Source organism: Nocardia sp. NPDC057455, from assembly GCF_042802775.1.
GTDB lineage: Bacteria > Actinomycetota > Actinomycetes > Mycobacteriales > Mycobacteriaceae > Nocardia.
In genome coordinates this window covers 41,095-53,915 of sequence record NZ_JBHVDM010000032.1, presented here as the reverse complement: position 1 = coordinate 53,915, position 12,821 = coordinate 41,095, and the positions used below count along the sequence as shown (strand labels likewise).

The 12,821-nt window shown below is 67.9% G+C and carries 12 protein-coding genes and 3 tRNA genes; 6 read left to right on the top strand and 9 right to left on the bottom strand.

The window, feature by feature from the left end; genetic code table 11:
• Window positions 1-57: 57 nt before the first annotated feature.
• The 3 genes from ACFU5M_RS15675 to ACFU5M_RS15665 form a co-directional block, all read right to left on the bottom strand.
• Window positions 58-130 (bottom strand) — tRNA-Arg (locus tag ACFU5M_RS15675).
• A 34-nt stretch (window positions 131-164) separates the two neighbouring features.
• Window positions 165-254 (bottom strand) — tRNA-Ser (locus ACFU5M_RS15670).
• Between the two features lie 88 nt (window positions 255-342).
• Window positions 343-1,047, bottom strand: a complete 705-nt coding sequence (locus tag ACFU5M_RS15665) for a dienelactone hydrolase family protein (RefSeq protein WP_379049191.1) — start codon at window positions 1,045-1,047, stop codon at window positions 343-345.
• A 117-nt stretch (window positions 1,048-1,164) separates the two neighbouring features.
• Here ACFU5M_RS15665 and hisC point away from each other — a divergent pair, with 117 nt between their 5' ends.
• Window positions 1,165-2,238 carry a histidinol-phosphate transaminase gene (gene hisC / locus ACFU5M_RS15660; protein WP_379049189.1) on the top strand — a complete coding sequence of 358 codons (1,074 nt, stop codon included), beginning with the start codon at window positions 1,165-1,167 and terminating at the stop codon, window positions 2,236-2,238.
• Here the strand turns inward: hisC and ACFU5M_RS15655 are convergent.
• Window positions 2,235-3,308, bottom strand: coding sequence for an alpha/beta hydrolase (locus tag ACFU5M_RS15655; protein WP_379049187.1), 1,074 nt, complete (start codon window positions 3,306-3,308; stop codon window positions 2,235-2,237). The two genes, hisC and ACFU5M_RS15655, sit on opposite strands and share 4 nt — an antisense overlap.
• Window positions 3,309-4,016: 708 nt before the next feature.
• On the opposite strand from ACFU5M_RS15655, the gene ACFU5M_RS15650 reads away from it, so the two are divergent.
• On the top strand, window positions 4,017-5,141 hold the full coding sequence (locus tag ACFU5M_RS15650; RefSeq protein WP_379049238.1) for a nitric oxide synthase oxygenase: 1,125 nt from the start codon (window positions 4,017-4,019) through the stop codon (window positions 5,139-5,141).
• Window positions 5,142-5,193: 52 nt separating this feature from the next.
• Here the strand turns inward: ACFU5M_RS15650 and ACFU5M_RS15645 are convergent, their stop codons facing one another.
• From ACFU5M_RS15645 to ACFU5M_RS15630, 4 genes are all read right to left on the bottom strand, one after another.
• Window positions 5,194-5,415 carry a hypothetical protein gene (locus ACFU5M_RS15645; protein ID WP_379049185.1) on the bottom strand — a complete coding sequence of 74 codons (222 nt, stop codon included), beginning with the start codon at window positions 5,413-5,415 and terminating at the stop codon, window positions 5,194-5,196.
• A 418-nt stretch (window positions 5,416-5,833) separates the two neighbouring features.
• A tRNA-Ser gene (locus ACFU5M_RS15640) sits at window positions 5,834-5,918 on the bottom strand.
• A 24-nt stretch (window positions 5,919-5,942) separates the two neighbouring features.
• Window positions 5,943-6,443, bottom strand: coding sequence for a MarR family winged helix-turn-helix transcriptional regulator (locus ACFU5M_RS15635; RefSeq protein ID WP_379049183.1), 501 nt, complete (start codon window positions 6,441-6,443; stop codon window positions 5,943-5,945).
• Window positions 6,444-6,484: 41 nt separating this feature from the next.
• The gene (locus ACFU5M_RS15630) at window positions 6,485-7,663 is read right to left on the bottom strand and encodes an alpha-hydroxy-acid oxidizing protein (RefSeq protein ID WP_379049181.1); all 1,179 of its coding nucleotides are present in this window, start codon (window positions 7,661-7,663) and stop codon (window positions 6,485-6,487) included.
• 136 nt (window positions 7,664-7,799) lie between these two features.
• On the opposite strand from ACFU5M_RS15630, the gene ACFU5M_RS15625 reads away from it, so the two are divergent.
• Complete coding sequence (locus ACFU5M_RS15625) at window positions 7,800-8,804, top strand: NAD(P)H-quinone oxidoreductase (protein ID WP_379049179.1); 1,005 nt, start codon at window positions 7,800-7,802, stop codon at window positions 8,802-8,804.
• Between the two features lie 7 nt (window positions 8,805-8,811).
• On the opposite strand, the gene ACFU5M_RS15620 is transcribed toward ACFU5M_RS15625, so the two are convergent.
• Complete coding sequence (locus ACFU5M_RS15620) at window positions 8,812-10,014, bottom strand: cysteine desulfurase-like protein (RefSeq protein ID WP_379049177.1); 1,203 nt, start codon at window positions 10,012-10,014, stop codon at window positions 8,812-8,814.
• A gap of 252 nt (window positions 10,015-10,266) precedes the next feature.
• Between ACFU5M_RS15620 and ACFU5M_RS15615 the strand changes: the two genes are divergently transcribed.
• The 3 genes from ACFU5M_RS15615 to ACFU5M_RS15605 all read left to right on the top strand — a co-directional run bounded on the left by ACFU5M_RS15615 (window position 10,267) and on the right by ACFU5M_RS15605 (window position 12,815).
• Window positions 10,267-10,872, top strand: coding sequence for a bacterial proteasome activator family protein (locus ACFU5M_RS15615; protein WP_379049175.1), 606 nt, complete (start codon window positions 10,267-10,269; stop codon window positions 10,870-10,872).
• A gap of 213 nt (window positions 10,873-11,085) precedes the next feature.
• Window positions 11,086-11,967, top strand: a complete 882-nt coding sequence (locus tag ACFU5M_RS15610) for an ABC transporter permease (RefSeq protein ID WP_379049173.1) — start codon at window positions 11,086-11,088, stop codon at window positions 11,965-11,967.
• 11 nt (window positions 11,968-11,978) lie between these two features.
• Entirely contained in the window at window positions 11,979-12,815 is an 837-nt protein-coding gene (locus ACFU5M_RS15605) for an ABC transporter ATP-binding protein (protein ID WP_379049171.1), read from the top strand.
• Window positions 12,816-12,821: the final 6 nt, after the last annotated feature.

Below are 12,821 nucleotides of genomic sequence, written 5' to 3'. Positions count from 1 at the left end.
GTCGCCAGAGATGCGAGAAGGCCCCTCCACATATCGCGGAGGGGCCTTCTACCTGTGTGCGCCCGAAGGGATTCGAACCCCTAACCTTCTGATCCGTAGTCAGATGCTCTATCCGTTGAGCTACGGGCGCAGGTGTTATTCAGTTGTACCCGGTTTCCCGGGTGTGGCGGAGGCGAGAGGATTTGAACCTCCGGTCCCCGTGAAGGGACAACTCATTAGCAGTGAGTCCCATTCGGCCGCTCTGGCACGCCTCCTGGAGCCTTCTCTTCGAGGGCACCGGTCCTTTCGAACCGCCGAGCCCAAAGGTTACAGTAGCTACCGTCCAGATCACAAAACAGCTGGTCAGCGCAGGTTACTGTCGAACCAGTCGAAAATTCTGGTCTGAGAATCGACCGCGTCACCGTCGTCCGCCTCGGAGGTGTCGGCACGGTGGTGCAGGCCGGGGTAGGTGACGACCAGGCTGGCGACCGCCGCGCGGGCGGTCGCGTCGCGTAGCTCGTCGACCTGAGCGGGCGGGGTGGACGGATCGTCGACGCCGAACAGACCCAGCCACGGCGCCTGCAGGTGCGGAGCCGCGGTCACCAAGGCGTCGGCCTGGGCGGTGAGCGGCTGGGTGATGCCGTGCGCCGCGACGCTCACCGCGGCACCGATCGGACGATTGGTCGCGACCAGGAACGCGGCGGTGCCCGCGGAGTCGAAGCCGAGCACACCGATGGTGTCGGGGAACACCCCGCGCCGGGTGAGCCAGTCGAAGCAGGCGTCGAAGTCCTCGAACAGCTCGTCGCCGAACACCCCGGTGCCGGGCTCCGCGGCCCCCCGATGGAAGAGTTTCGGTGCGATCACCGTCCAGCCCTCGCCTGCCAGCGCGTTCATCAGGTCGCGTAAAGCGCCGGTGAACTCGCGTGACTCGTGCAGCAGGACGATCCCGCCGCGGGCGTTACCTTCCGGCTCCACCACCGTGATGGGCACCTGCCCACCGCTGGTCGGCCGCTCGTCTTCCTGGTCGCTCGCCCGCAGCGGGGCCATATCGTCGTAGGTGCCCGACATGAAACCAGCGTAGGGCGAGTTGCTGATCTTCGGTAGAAATTGCATGTGAGGGCCGCTGGCCCAGAGATTCTCCGGTACGCCGATCGGGCTTTCCACGGCGCGGATTAGGGTTGGAGTGTGACAGCGCAGATCCGGCCGGACCTCGAATTGATCCCGGCGTACACCCCCGGCCGCAGCAATCCCGGCGCGGTCAAGCTGGCCAGCAACGAGACGACCGTCGGTCCACTGCCCGCCGCCGCCAAAGCCATCGCCGAGGCGGCCGAGCTGGCCAACCGCTATCCGGACAACCAGGTCACCGAGCTGCGCACGGTGCTGGCCGAGTTCCTCGGGGTCGGCTTCGAGAACGTCGCGGTCGGCTGTGGCAGTGTGGCGCTGTGCCAGGAACTGGTGCAGATCACCTGCTCGTCCGCGTCCGACGAGGTGCTGTTCGCGTGGCGTTCCTTCGAGGCGTACCCGATCGTGACCAAGGTAGGCAATGCCACCGCCGTGCAGGTGCCGCTCACGACCGGTCAGGTGCACGATCTGGACGCGCTGGCCGCCGCCGTCACCGAGCGGACCAAGCTGGTCTTCGTCTGCAATCCGAACAACCCGACGGGCACCGCCGTCGGCAGAACCGAGCTGGTCCGGTTCCTGGACGCGGTGCCGACGCACGTGCTGGTGGTGCTGGACGAGGCGTACTACGAATACGTGCGGCTGACCGACCATCCCGACGGTGTCGAGATCGGCCGGACCAGGCCCAATGTGGTTGTGCTGCGTACCTTCTCCAAGGCGTACGGTCTGGCCGGGCTGCGGGTGGGTTACGCGGTGGGCGACCCGGCCGTGATCACGGCCCTGCTGAAGGTGCACATCCCGTTCAGCGTGAACCGACTCGCGCAGGCGGCGGCGATCGCGTCACTGGAGGCGCGCCACGAATTGCTGGACCGCACCGACCTTCTGGTCGCCGAACGCGCACGGGTGCGCGACGCCTTGGTGGCGGCGGGGTACCCGGTGCCACCGAGCGAGGCGAACTTCGTCTGGCTGCCGCTGGGCGCGCGCAGCGCCGAGTTCGGCGAGGCCAGCGCGGCGGCCGGGGTGCTGGTGCGGCCGTACGGGGCGGACGGGGTGCGCGTCACGATCGGCGACCCGCACGAGAACGACCTTTTCCTGAGCTTCGCCCGTGAGCCGGAGGTGCTCGCGCGGTTCCTGGGTTAGCGGACGCCGATCGCGGGCGCGATCGTCGGCCAGGAGAGGGCGAGCTCGTCCTCCCAATACGGCCAGGAGTGCGTGCCGGTGGCCCGGAAGTGCGCGGTGATCGGGATGCCGAGCGACCGCAGCCGGTCGGTGAGCCGCCGGGTGCAGGCGTTGGTCGCTGCCTCCAGCGGGCCGCCGAACGTGATGGCGCTGGGCAGGTCGACGTTCGGTGTGCCGGGCACGTCGTGCACGCCGGGCAGGCCGCTGCCGACCGACAGATAGATCGTCTTACCGCGCAACGCGTCCGCGTGCAGGGTGACGTCGTGCGCCAGCCAGGCCGGGTCGTCCTGCTTACCGAACATGTTGTCCGGCTCGCCCATGTAGGTGGCCACCACGGCGCGCGCCTGCGCCTGGCCGATGTCGGTGCCCATCGAGAAGCAGCCGCTGTGCGCCGCGATCGCCGTGTAGAGCGTCGGCCGGCGGAACGCGAGCATCATCGCGGCCTCCGCGCCCATCGAGACGCCCATGACCGCGTTGGTGCCGTTGCCGTCGAACTCCGCGTCGATCAGCGGGGGCAGCTCCTTGGCGAGGAACGTCTCCCACTTGTTGGTGCCGAGCACCGGGTCGGCCTGCTGCCAGTCGGTGTAGAAGCTGGCCGGACCGCCGACGGTGAGCACGACGTTGACGTCCTTGTCCGCGTAGAAGCGGTCGGCGTGCCCGAGTTCGGTCCAGTTGTTGCTGTCGGGGCTCGCGCTGCGCCCGTCGAGCATGTACACGGTGGGACGCGGGTGCGACTGGTCACGTGGAAGCAGGACCTGCACCTCGACCACACGGCTCATCGCGGGCGAGGCGACGTAGACCCGCAGCCAGCGATCGTTGATCGGTTCGATGCGATCGATCCGCGGCGTCGAGGGTTGTCTACTGGTCGGCTCGGCCGGACCGGGCCCGTCCGCGGACCCGGTGTTGACCGGCGGCGTATTACCGGGTGCCGCCGTGGCTTGGGGAGCACCGAACGACACCGCACCGGAGACGAGTGCGGCGCTGATCAGGGCGCTGGAGAGCCAACGCCGCACCCCGCGGCGACAGAGCATGCGAACCATCCTGCCAGAGACGACGAGGGCGAGCCGAAGGCCGTCACCATGCCGAGGAACACCCCCGCGCTTCCCTGCGGCCGGAACCTCCCGAATGTGAGGCTCCGAAGAGAAATCCGGCACCGCCATAGTCCGCGTGCCGAATGTGTATGCCGACACCTCGAACCCCCGATCACATGGTGACCCGGCGGAAGCGTTCTCAGCCGAAGAAAAGACGACGTCGATCGCCGGCCCCGATGACACCGCGCACGCGCGAACCGCTCATTCTCTGAAAAGCGGACCCCGGCAACGATACTCGGCATGCCGATTCGCGTCCGCGCCTTCGGCCGATCCAGCAAATCCAGCAAATCACGGCACACCATCAGCACACCCGCCGTACGCTGAGCGCCGAGCCTTTTCGGGTTATCGAACTAGGACGGGCATGATCGCGCATCCGCACCGCTCGCGCCGAGGTCACCGCACCACGCTTCGGCACGGCATACGGACCGGCCGCCCGGTTCGCAGTCGCGACAGTCCCTGGGGAGCGCACGTGTTGTTCGGGCAGAGGCTATTTCGTGGCATCCGCCCCGCGCGCTTTCGCGGGCCGACCGCGGCTCCCGCGGTACCGGCTGCGCGCACGCGCGCATTCTTCGCTCGACTCGCCTGTTTACTCGCAGCACCTATGCCCGACCGGAGAAAACCGTGAATCCAGTGTCACCTGTCTTCTCGATCGAGAACGAATCGAACTCGAAAACTTTCCGCACCGATCTGGAACGCCGGCTGCGGGAGTGTGACGAGTTCTTCCGGCTGCCCGAATTGGCGCATCTGAACGCCCAGCGCAGGCGCGGCGCGCTGGAGCAGCTGGAACAGACCGGCTCCTATCTCCAGACCGTCGAGGAGATACTGATCGGAGCCAAACTCGCCTGGCGCAATCACGCCCGCTGCGTGGGCCGGAAACACTGGCGCTCGCTGAAGCTGCTCGACGCGCGGCGGGTTCGCTCGGCACGCGATCTGGCCGAGGTCTGCTGGCAGCACCTGCACATGGCCACCAACAACGGCGCCATCCAATCGATGATCACCGTCGGGCCGCCACGGCAAGCGGACGGGCGGGAGTTCCGCATCGTCAGCCCACAGATCATCCGCTACGCGGGTTATCGCAACGGGGACGGCACGGTCACCGGCGACGCTGCCAACGTCGAACTCACCGAATTCGCCATGAAGCTCGGGTGGCGCGGCGCCCGAACGCCTTTCGACATTCTCCCGCTGCTGATCAGCACGCCGGACGAGCCGATTCGCTGGTTCGACATCCCACCCGAACTCGCCCGCGAGGTGGAACTCGTGCATCCCGAGTTCGAGTGGTTCGCCGGCCTGGGCCTGCGCTGGCACGCGCTGCCCGCGGTGTCCGACATGAATCTCGAGATCGGCGGCATGACGTATCCGTTCGCGCCGTTCAACGGCTGGTACCTGGGCGCGGAGATCGGCGCGCGCAATCTCAGTGACGCCAACCGCTACAACATGCTTCCGCTGATCGCGGAGATGATGTGCCTGGACACGAGAGCCGAGCGCAACCTCTGGCGCGATCAGGCCCTGGTCGAACTCAACCGCGCGGTGCTGCACAGCTTCCGAAAGGCGGGCGTGTACATCGTCGACCATCACACCGTCGCCAAACAGTTCTGCGATCACGTCGAGCGCGAGGAAGCCGCGGGCCGCGCCTGCCCCACCGACTGGTCCTGGATCAACCCGCCGATCTCCTCCGGGCTGACGCCGACCTTCCACCGCTACTACGACCCACCCGACTTGGACATCCGGCCGAACTTTGTCCGCAGAGACTTCGGCGCCGACACGGCGCTGTGACCGCCCCGTCGGCGACGAAGACTCGAGCGGAGTCAACAGGTGCGCGCAAGGGTCATGTGCGCTGCCAGTGCCAGCCTTCTTTGTCGTTGTAGGTGCACACCCAGCCTTGACCGCTGGTGCCCGGGCCGTCGTACGACGTCCAGTTCGCATGCGCTTTATCACACGGGATGTGAGTGGGATATGCGTTGGCGCCCGGTGCCGCGAGTGCCAACGATCCGGTGGCAACCGCCGCGGCGGCAATAACGAACGAAATCTTTTTACGAAGAATGGTCATGATTTCTTCCCCCGAGAACAGACGAGTTATATCAATGCGCATCAAGCACTTGCCGTAGCGACTAACAGGCACGATAGCTTGCGATCATCCCCCTTTCCCCGATCACCATCGTAGGCGTGGATGATCGAGAATGCCAGCCGCACTTACGTTTTCCATTGTCGCGATGACAGGACCGCGGTCACCCGCCGGGACCGTAGCCGACCGACTGACCGCCACTGCTGCGCGCTGGATCCAGCGGCTGCGATCCGGCTCCCACCATCTGCCCCTGCGACGAACCCGCCCACATGACAGCACCCCCTCGGAATCGACCGAATCGCCTGCGGCCGGCATGCGGTCGAGAGATGCCGATATCGGGCATCAACGGCAGAACCCGCTCACAGGCACCGAGTGTTCGAGCCTGCCAGCGGTTCTCAGGCAGCGGAGACGGAGGGATTTGAACCCCCGGTCGCTCTCGCGACGCTCGCTTTCAAGGCGAGTGCATTCGGCCGCTCTGCCACGTCTCCAGGGACTCGATCGTAGCGGACGCCTCAGCCGGAGTGCTTGCCGATTTCCTCGTCGACGCGTCCGAAAACATCGCCGATCACCTCGAGCTGGGCCGGGGCGAGCAGGTCGATGAAGTGGCGGCGGACTGCTTCGACGTGGCCGGGCGCCGCGGCCTGCAGGCGGCGCAGGCCCTCGTCGGTGAGTTCGGCGAGCACGCCGCGGCCGTCCTCCAGGCAGGTGTTGCGACGGACCATCCGCTGCGCCTCCAGCCGCCGGATCTGATGAGTGAGCTTGCTGCGCGAGGACAGCACCCCGTCGGCCAGCTCGCTCATTCGCAGCGAGCGGTCGGGCGCCTCGGAGAGCAGGACCAGAATCCGGTATTCGGCGACGGTCAGATCGCTGTCACGCTGCAGCTGGCGATTCAGCGCCGTCATCAGGCGCTGGTGGCCGTCCATGTAGGCGCGCCAGGCGCGCTGCTGCGCCGGGGTGAGCCAGCGTGGCTCGGCCACGACGCTACTGCTCGATTCGGGATGCACGGTGGCCATTCTATGCGCGGCGAACTGCGGAAACGGGCAACTATCGCAGGTCAGCGCACCGTGGACAGCAGGGCGCGGTTCACCGCGGCCGGGCTTGTGCACCCGGAGAGGCCGAGCGCGGAGTCGAAATCGGCGAGCAGCGTCCGCAGGGCGTGTCGGGCCCCTGCCGCGCCGGCGAGACCGAGGCCGTAGGCCCACGGCCTCCCGTAGAGCACCGCCTTCGCGCCCAAGGCCAGAGCGATGAGCACGTCGGAACCGGTGCGCGGACCGGAGTCGAACAGCACGTCGGCGCGGTCGCCGATGGTGGCGACCACCGCGGGCAGCGCGTCCAGCGCCGCCACCGAGCCGTCCACTTGGCGGCCGCCGTGATTGCTCACCACTACCGCGTCGGCGCCGGCGTCCACCACCTGGCGCGCGTCGTCGGGATGGAGGATGCCCTTCACCGCGATCGGGAGGTCGGTCCACTCGCGCAGACGTGCGAGATCGGCGGGCCGCAGCGTGTGGTTGCCGAACAGGCCGACCCAGGTGAGGATGGCCGTCCGCATCGCCTCCTCGCTGTCCTCCGGCGCGGCGGGCAGCTTGGCCCGGAACACCGGATCGGACAGGTAGTTGGCGATGCCCTTGCCGTGCAGGAACGGCAGGTGCGCCTGCTCCAGGTCGCGCGGCCGCCAGCCCAGCGTCGGGGTGTCCACGGTGACCACGATCGCCGAGGCCCCGGCTCGTTCGGCGCGCCGGACGAACGAGCAGGCCAGTTCGTCGTCGGCGGGCCAGTACAGCTGATACCACCACGCGCCGGCCGCGGCGCCGACGTCCTCGATGGTCGAGGAGGCCGCGGTGGACAGCACCGTGCCGATGCCGAGTTCCTTGGTCACCTCGGCCACGATCACCTCGCCGCCCTCATGCAGCAGTTCGAGGACGCCGATCGGCGCGGTGAGCACGGGGGCGGCCAGCTTGGTGCCGAGCACTTCGACGGACAGATCGCGCACGCCGGGCCCGGTGGAGCCGCGCAGCATTCGCGGCAGGATGCGGTAACGGTCGAAGGCGGACCGGTTGGCCGCGGCGGTGCGCTCCGCGGACGCGCTGCCCGCGACGTAGGCGAAGGCTGCCGGATCCAGCCGCTCCCGCGCGAGCGTCTCCAGACCCGCGGCCGTCATGGGCAATTCGGGTGTCGAGCCACCCAGGCCACCCAGGTAGATCTCGTTCTGGAAATCGATGAAGCCGCCACTCACCACCGGAACGGTAGTCCGTGACGCCGGTCACCGCAGGCCGGTTGCCGGATTGCGTTTCCGCAGCGCGTTCCCCTCCAGGACCGTCGGCGCAGGGGGTAGCGCGCGGCAGCCGGTCCGAGCGGAGCACTATGGCACGGTGCGCGCAATAGTTCTGAAAGGCTCCGGCGGCCCCGAGGTCATGTCCTTGTCGGAGGTACCGGATCCGGAGCCCGGACACGGTGAAGTGCTGATCGAGGTGGACGCGGCGGGCGTCAACCGGGCCGATCTATTGCAGCGTCAGGGCTATTACCCGCCTCCGCCGGGAGCCAGCCCGCTGCTGGGCCTCGAATGCTCCGGTGTGATCGCCGAGATCGGCGACGGAGTGCGGGAGTGGGCGGTCGGCGATCGGGTCTGCGCGCTGCTGTCCGGCGGCGGCTATGCCGAACGGGTCGCGGTGCCCGCCACCCAGGTTCTTCCGGTCCCTGATGCCCTGGACCTGGGCGCGGCGGCCGGGCTGCCCGAAGTGGCGGCGACCGTCTGGTCGAACCTGGTGATGACCGCGCGGCTGCGAGCAGGTCAGCTGGTGTTGGTGCACGGCGGCGGCAGCGGGATCGGCACGCACGCCATCCAGGTCGCCAAAGCCCTCGGTGCGCGCGTCGCGGTGACCGCAGGCTCGGCGGACAAGCTGGCGCGCTGCGCGGAGCTCGGGGCGGACGTGCTGATCAACTACAAGGAAGACGATTTCGTCGCCGTCGTGCGCGCCGAGCGCTCGGGCGCGCGCGGTGCGGGCGCGGACGTCATCCTCGACAACATGGGTGCGGCCTACCTGGGACGCAACGTCGACGCGCTGGCCGAGCACGGCCATCTCGTGGTGATCGGCATGCAGGGTGGCGTGTCCGCCGAGCTGAATCTGGGTGTCCTGTTGCGCAAGTGGGGCACCCTGCACGCCACCAACGTGCGTGCGCGGCCCGCGACCGGTGTCGGCAGCAAGGCCGAGATCGTTGCCGAGGTGCGCCGTCAGCTGTGGCCGCTGATCGCCGACGGTACGGTGGCGCCGGTCATCGCCGCCGAACTGCCGATCGAGGAGGCCGCCGAAGCGCACCGGCTGCTGGACTCCGGTGAGGTGTTCGGCAAGGTGGTGCTGCGGGTGCGGGAGCTGTGAGTGCCGCTCACTCCAGCGCCAGCAGGGCCCTGCCGAGCTGGTCGATCTCGAACTTGGTGGTGTAGGGCGCCAGGCCGATGGTCACCGCGCCGCCTTCGTCGTTGACGCCGAGGGCGTCCAGCAGTCTGCTGCCGCCGTGCACGCCGCTCACCGTGCCGATCCGGTTGTCGGCCAGCTTCGCCGCGACCTTCTCCGCCTGCATGCCGGCGAGCGTGAAGCTGACCGTGGGGATGCGGGTGGACGCGCGGCCGATCACGGTGAGCCCGGGGATCGCGTCGAGCACGCTCATCAAATGCTCGAACAGCTGGTCGTGGTAGTCCTGCAACGAGGTGACCGACATCTCCAGGCGCTCGCGGCGGGTGCCGCGCGCCCGCTCGTCCAGCGCGGCCAGGAAGTCGATCGAGGTGGTGAGGCCCGCCAGCAGCGCGTACTGGTGTCCGCCGACCTCGAGTCGCTCGGCGCCCTTCGCGTAGGGATTCAACGACATCGACGGAATGCGATCCAGGAACGCGGGGTCGCGGAAGACCAGCGCGCCGATCTGCGGACCGCCCCATGCCGGTGCGCTCAGCGCCACGACGTCGGCGTTCAGTTCGTCGATGTCGATCAGCGCATAGGGCGCGGCGCCGAACGCGTCGGCCACCAGCAGGCCGCCCACCTCGTGCACCCGGTCCGCGGCCACCCGCACCGCGGGCGCCGAGCCGACGATCGGCGAGGCGGCGGTGAGCGCGACCAGCCGCGCGGTGGGCCCGATGAGTTCCTCGAACTGCCAGGACGGCATCTCGCAGGTCTCGATCTCCACTTCGGCCCAGCGCACGTGCGCGCCGTAGCGATTGGCGATGCGCAGCCACGGCGCGACGTTGGCCTCGTCGTCCAGCCGGGAGAGCACGATGCCGGTGCCGAGGCCGAGGCGGGAACTCAGCGATTCGGCGAGCCAGGCCAGCAGGACCGCGCGGTCGGGGCCGAGTACGACGCCCGCCGGGTCACCGCCGACCAGGTCCGCTACGGCCTCGCGGGCCGCGTCCAGAATCGCCGCGCTGCGCACCGCGGCGCCGTTGCGGCCGATATGTGAGAAGGAGGAGGTTCGAAAACCCGTTGACACGGCGCGGGATACCGCGTCCGGAACCAGCATGCCCGCTTGCGGGTCGAGGTGGATCCAGCCGTCGCCCAGGGACGGTATCAGGCCCCGAACCCTCGCGACGTCGTAAGTCATGCTGGCCACTCTAAGGGCAGCGGGCGAGCCTGTGTAACCGCGTTCCCCTCCGCATTGTGGCAGGAGCACAGCAACCTGGGACTCAGCATGGCGACCGACTTTCGACAAATCCGAACCACACGACCCGAACAGAATAGAACGCCGACTTCCCACGGCGGCGTGGACCGGCGGCGCGCGCCGAACCATGCCGCGAGCACGCCCCGGGGAGCACCGGCTTAGCGCGATCGGACCGAACACGACATGATAGGGACCATGACGCACTCGGACGAGGCACCGGACCACATCGTCGTTGTCGGACCCGACGGCAGGCCCTTGGCCATCCCGGCGGCAGCCGGATCGGAGGCGCCGTTCACCGCTCAGGTCGTGACCGACGACAGTAATAAGGACAAGTCGGACGACCGGGACGACTCCGGCGAATCGCTCGCCGACATGGTCGAGCAGCCCGCGAAGGTCATGCGGATCGGCACCATGATCAAGCAGTTGCTCGAGGAGGTGCGCGCGGCTCCGCTGGACGAGGCCAGCCGCAATCGACTCAAGCAGATCCACAAGTCGTCGGTGCGGGAGCTCGAGCAGGGGCTCGCCCCCGAACTGCGGGAAGAACTCGAGCGGCTCACCCTGCCGTTCACCGAGGACGCCGTGCCGTCCGACGCCGAGCTGCGGATCGCGCAGGCACAGCTGGTCGGCTGGCTGGAGGGCCTGTTCCACGGCATCCAAACCGCGCTGTTCGCCCAGCAGATGGCCGCCCGCGCTCAGCTCGAACAGATGCGGCAAGGCGCGTTGCCGCCCGGCATCCACGCCGTCGACCCGCGCGGCGGCCAGGCGAGTCACGTCACCGGCGGTTCCGGCCAGTACCTGTGAGCGTGTGCCACTCGGAGGCGCGAAGCCGCAAGGGTAGTCTCGTGCACCGTGCCCGCCGCTGCCGCTCGCTCCGACTCGGTCTCCGACCCGAGTGCGGTGCGTCCTGAAGAGAGCTCAGTTGGTTCCGATGACCAAGCGCGTTCAGATGACAGCTCACCGACCCCCTCGTCCGAGCGCACGGCGCCGTCCGGCGACGACTCGCAGGAGCGTCCGGTGAGCGCGGCCACGCCGGAGACGCAGACCCTGCACGCGGGAGCCACCGAGGCGAAGATCGTGCCGGACTCCCAGACGTTCCGGCGCGCGTTCCAGGACTTCACGGGCGGTTTCGCCCAGCGCGAGCTGTGGCTGTCGCTGGGCTGGCAGGACATCAAGCAGCGCTACCGCCGCTCGGTGCTCGGTCCGTTCTGGATCACCATCGCCACCGGCTTGCAGGCCGTGGCGATGGGTGTGCTGTACGCGGCGCTGCTCGGCCAGCCGCTGCGCGAGTATCTGCCCTACGTGACGGTCGGTCTGATCATCTGGAACGTGATCAGCGCGAGCATCCTGGAGGGCTCGGAGGTCTTCATCGCCAACGAGGGCCTGATCAAACAGCTGCCTTCCGCGCTGAGCGTGCACGTCTACCGGATGGTGTGGCGGCAGCTGCTGTTCTTCGCCCACAACATGGTCATCTACCTGGTGATGCTCGCCGCGTTCGGCGTCTGGCGCCACCTCGGCGTGGCCAGCCTGATGGCGATCCCCGCGATCGTGCTGATCTTCCTGAATTCCATGTGGGTGTCGATCGTGTTCGGCATCTTCAGTACGCGATATCGCGATATCGCGCCGATTCTCGGCAGCACCACGTTGATGTTGTTCGTGCTGACCCCGGTCATGTGGACGACCAAGACCCTGGAATCGCAGATCGGCAACGGCGACCGCGCGAAATTGGCCGAAATCGTGCCGACGTTCCACTATCTCGAAATCGTCCGGGCGCCGCTGCTCGGCGAGCCGCAGGAACTGCGCCACTGGGTGATCGTCGGCGCGATCACCCTGGTCGGCTGGATCGTGGCGATCTTCGCCATGAAGCAGTACCGTTCGCGCGTACCGTACTGGGTATAGGAGCGCCCCCGATGAGTCGTGTGAGTATCGAGACCCAGGAGGCGTGGGTCGAATTTCCGATCTTCGACGCCAAATCGCGGTCGTTGAAAAAGGCGTTCCTCGGCAAAGCGGGCGGCGCGATCGGGCGCAATCAGTCCGACGTCGTCGTGGTCGAGGCCCTGCGGGAGATCAATCTCTCGCTGAAGGAAGGCGACCGGGTCGGCTTGGTCGGGCACAACGGCGCGGGTAAATCGACGCTGCTGCGCCTGCTCTCCGGTATCTACGAGCCCTCGCGCGGCAGTGCTCGCATCCGCGGGCGGGTGGCGCCGGTGTTCGACCTCGGCGTCGGCATGGATCCGGAGATCTCCGGCTACGAGAACATCATCATCCGCGGCCTGTTCCTCGGGCAGACGCGCAAGCAGATGCTGTCGAAAATCGATGAGATCGCCGATTTCACCGAACTCGGCGAATACCTGGCCATGCCGCTGCGCACGTATTCCACCGGTATGCGGGTGCGCCTGGCGATGGGCGTGGTCACCTCGATCGATCCGGAGATCCTGCTGCTCGACGAGGGTATCGGCGCCGTCGACGCGGAATTCATGAAAAAGGCCCGGCTGCGGTTGCAGTCCTTGGTGGCGCGTTCCGGCATCCTGGTTTTCGCCAGCCATTCCAACGAATTCCTCGCGCAGCTGTGCGATACGGCGCTGTGGATCGACCACGGCCAGATCCGCTTACGTGGCGGCATCGAAGAAGTGGTGCGAGCCTATGAGGGGCCCGAGGCGGGGAATCACGTAGCGACGGTTCTGCGCGAGATGGAAGCCGAACGGGCCGTGACGAACGACCGAGAATTGGAGCGGAACAAGGCATGAGCGGTC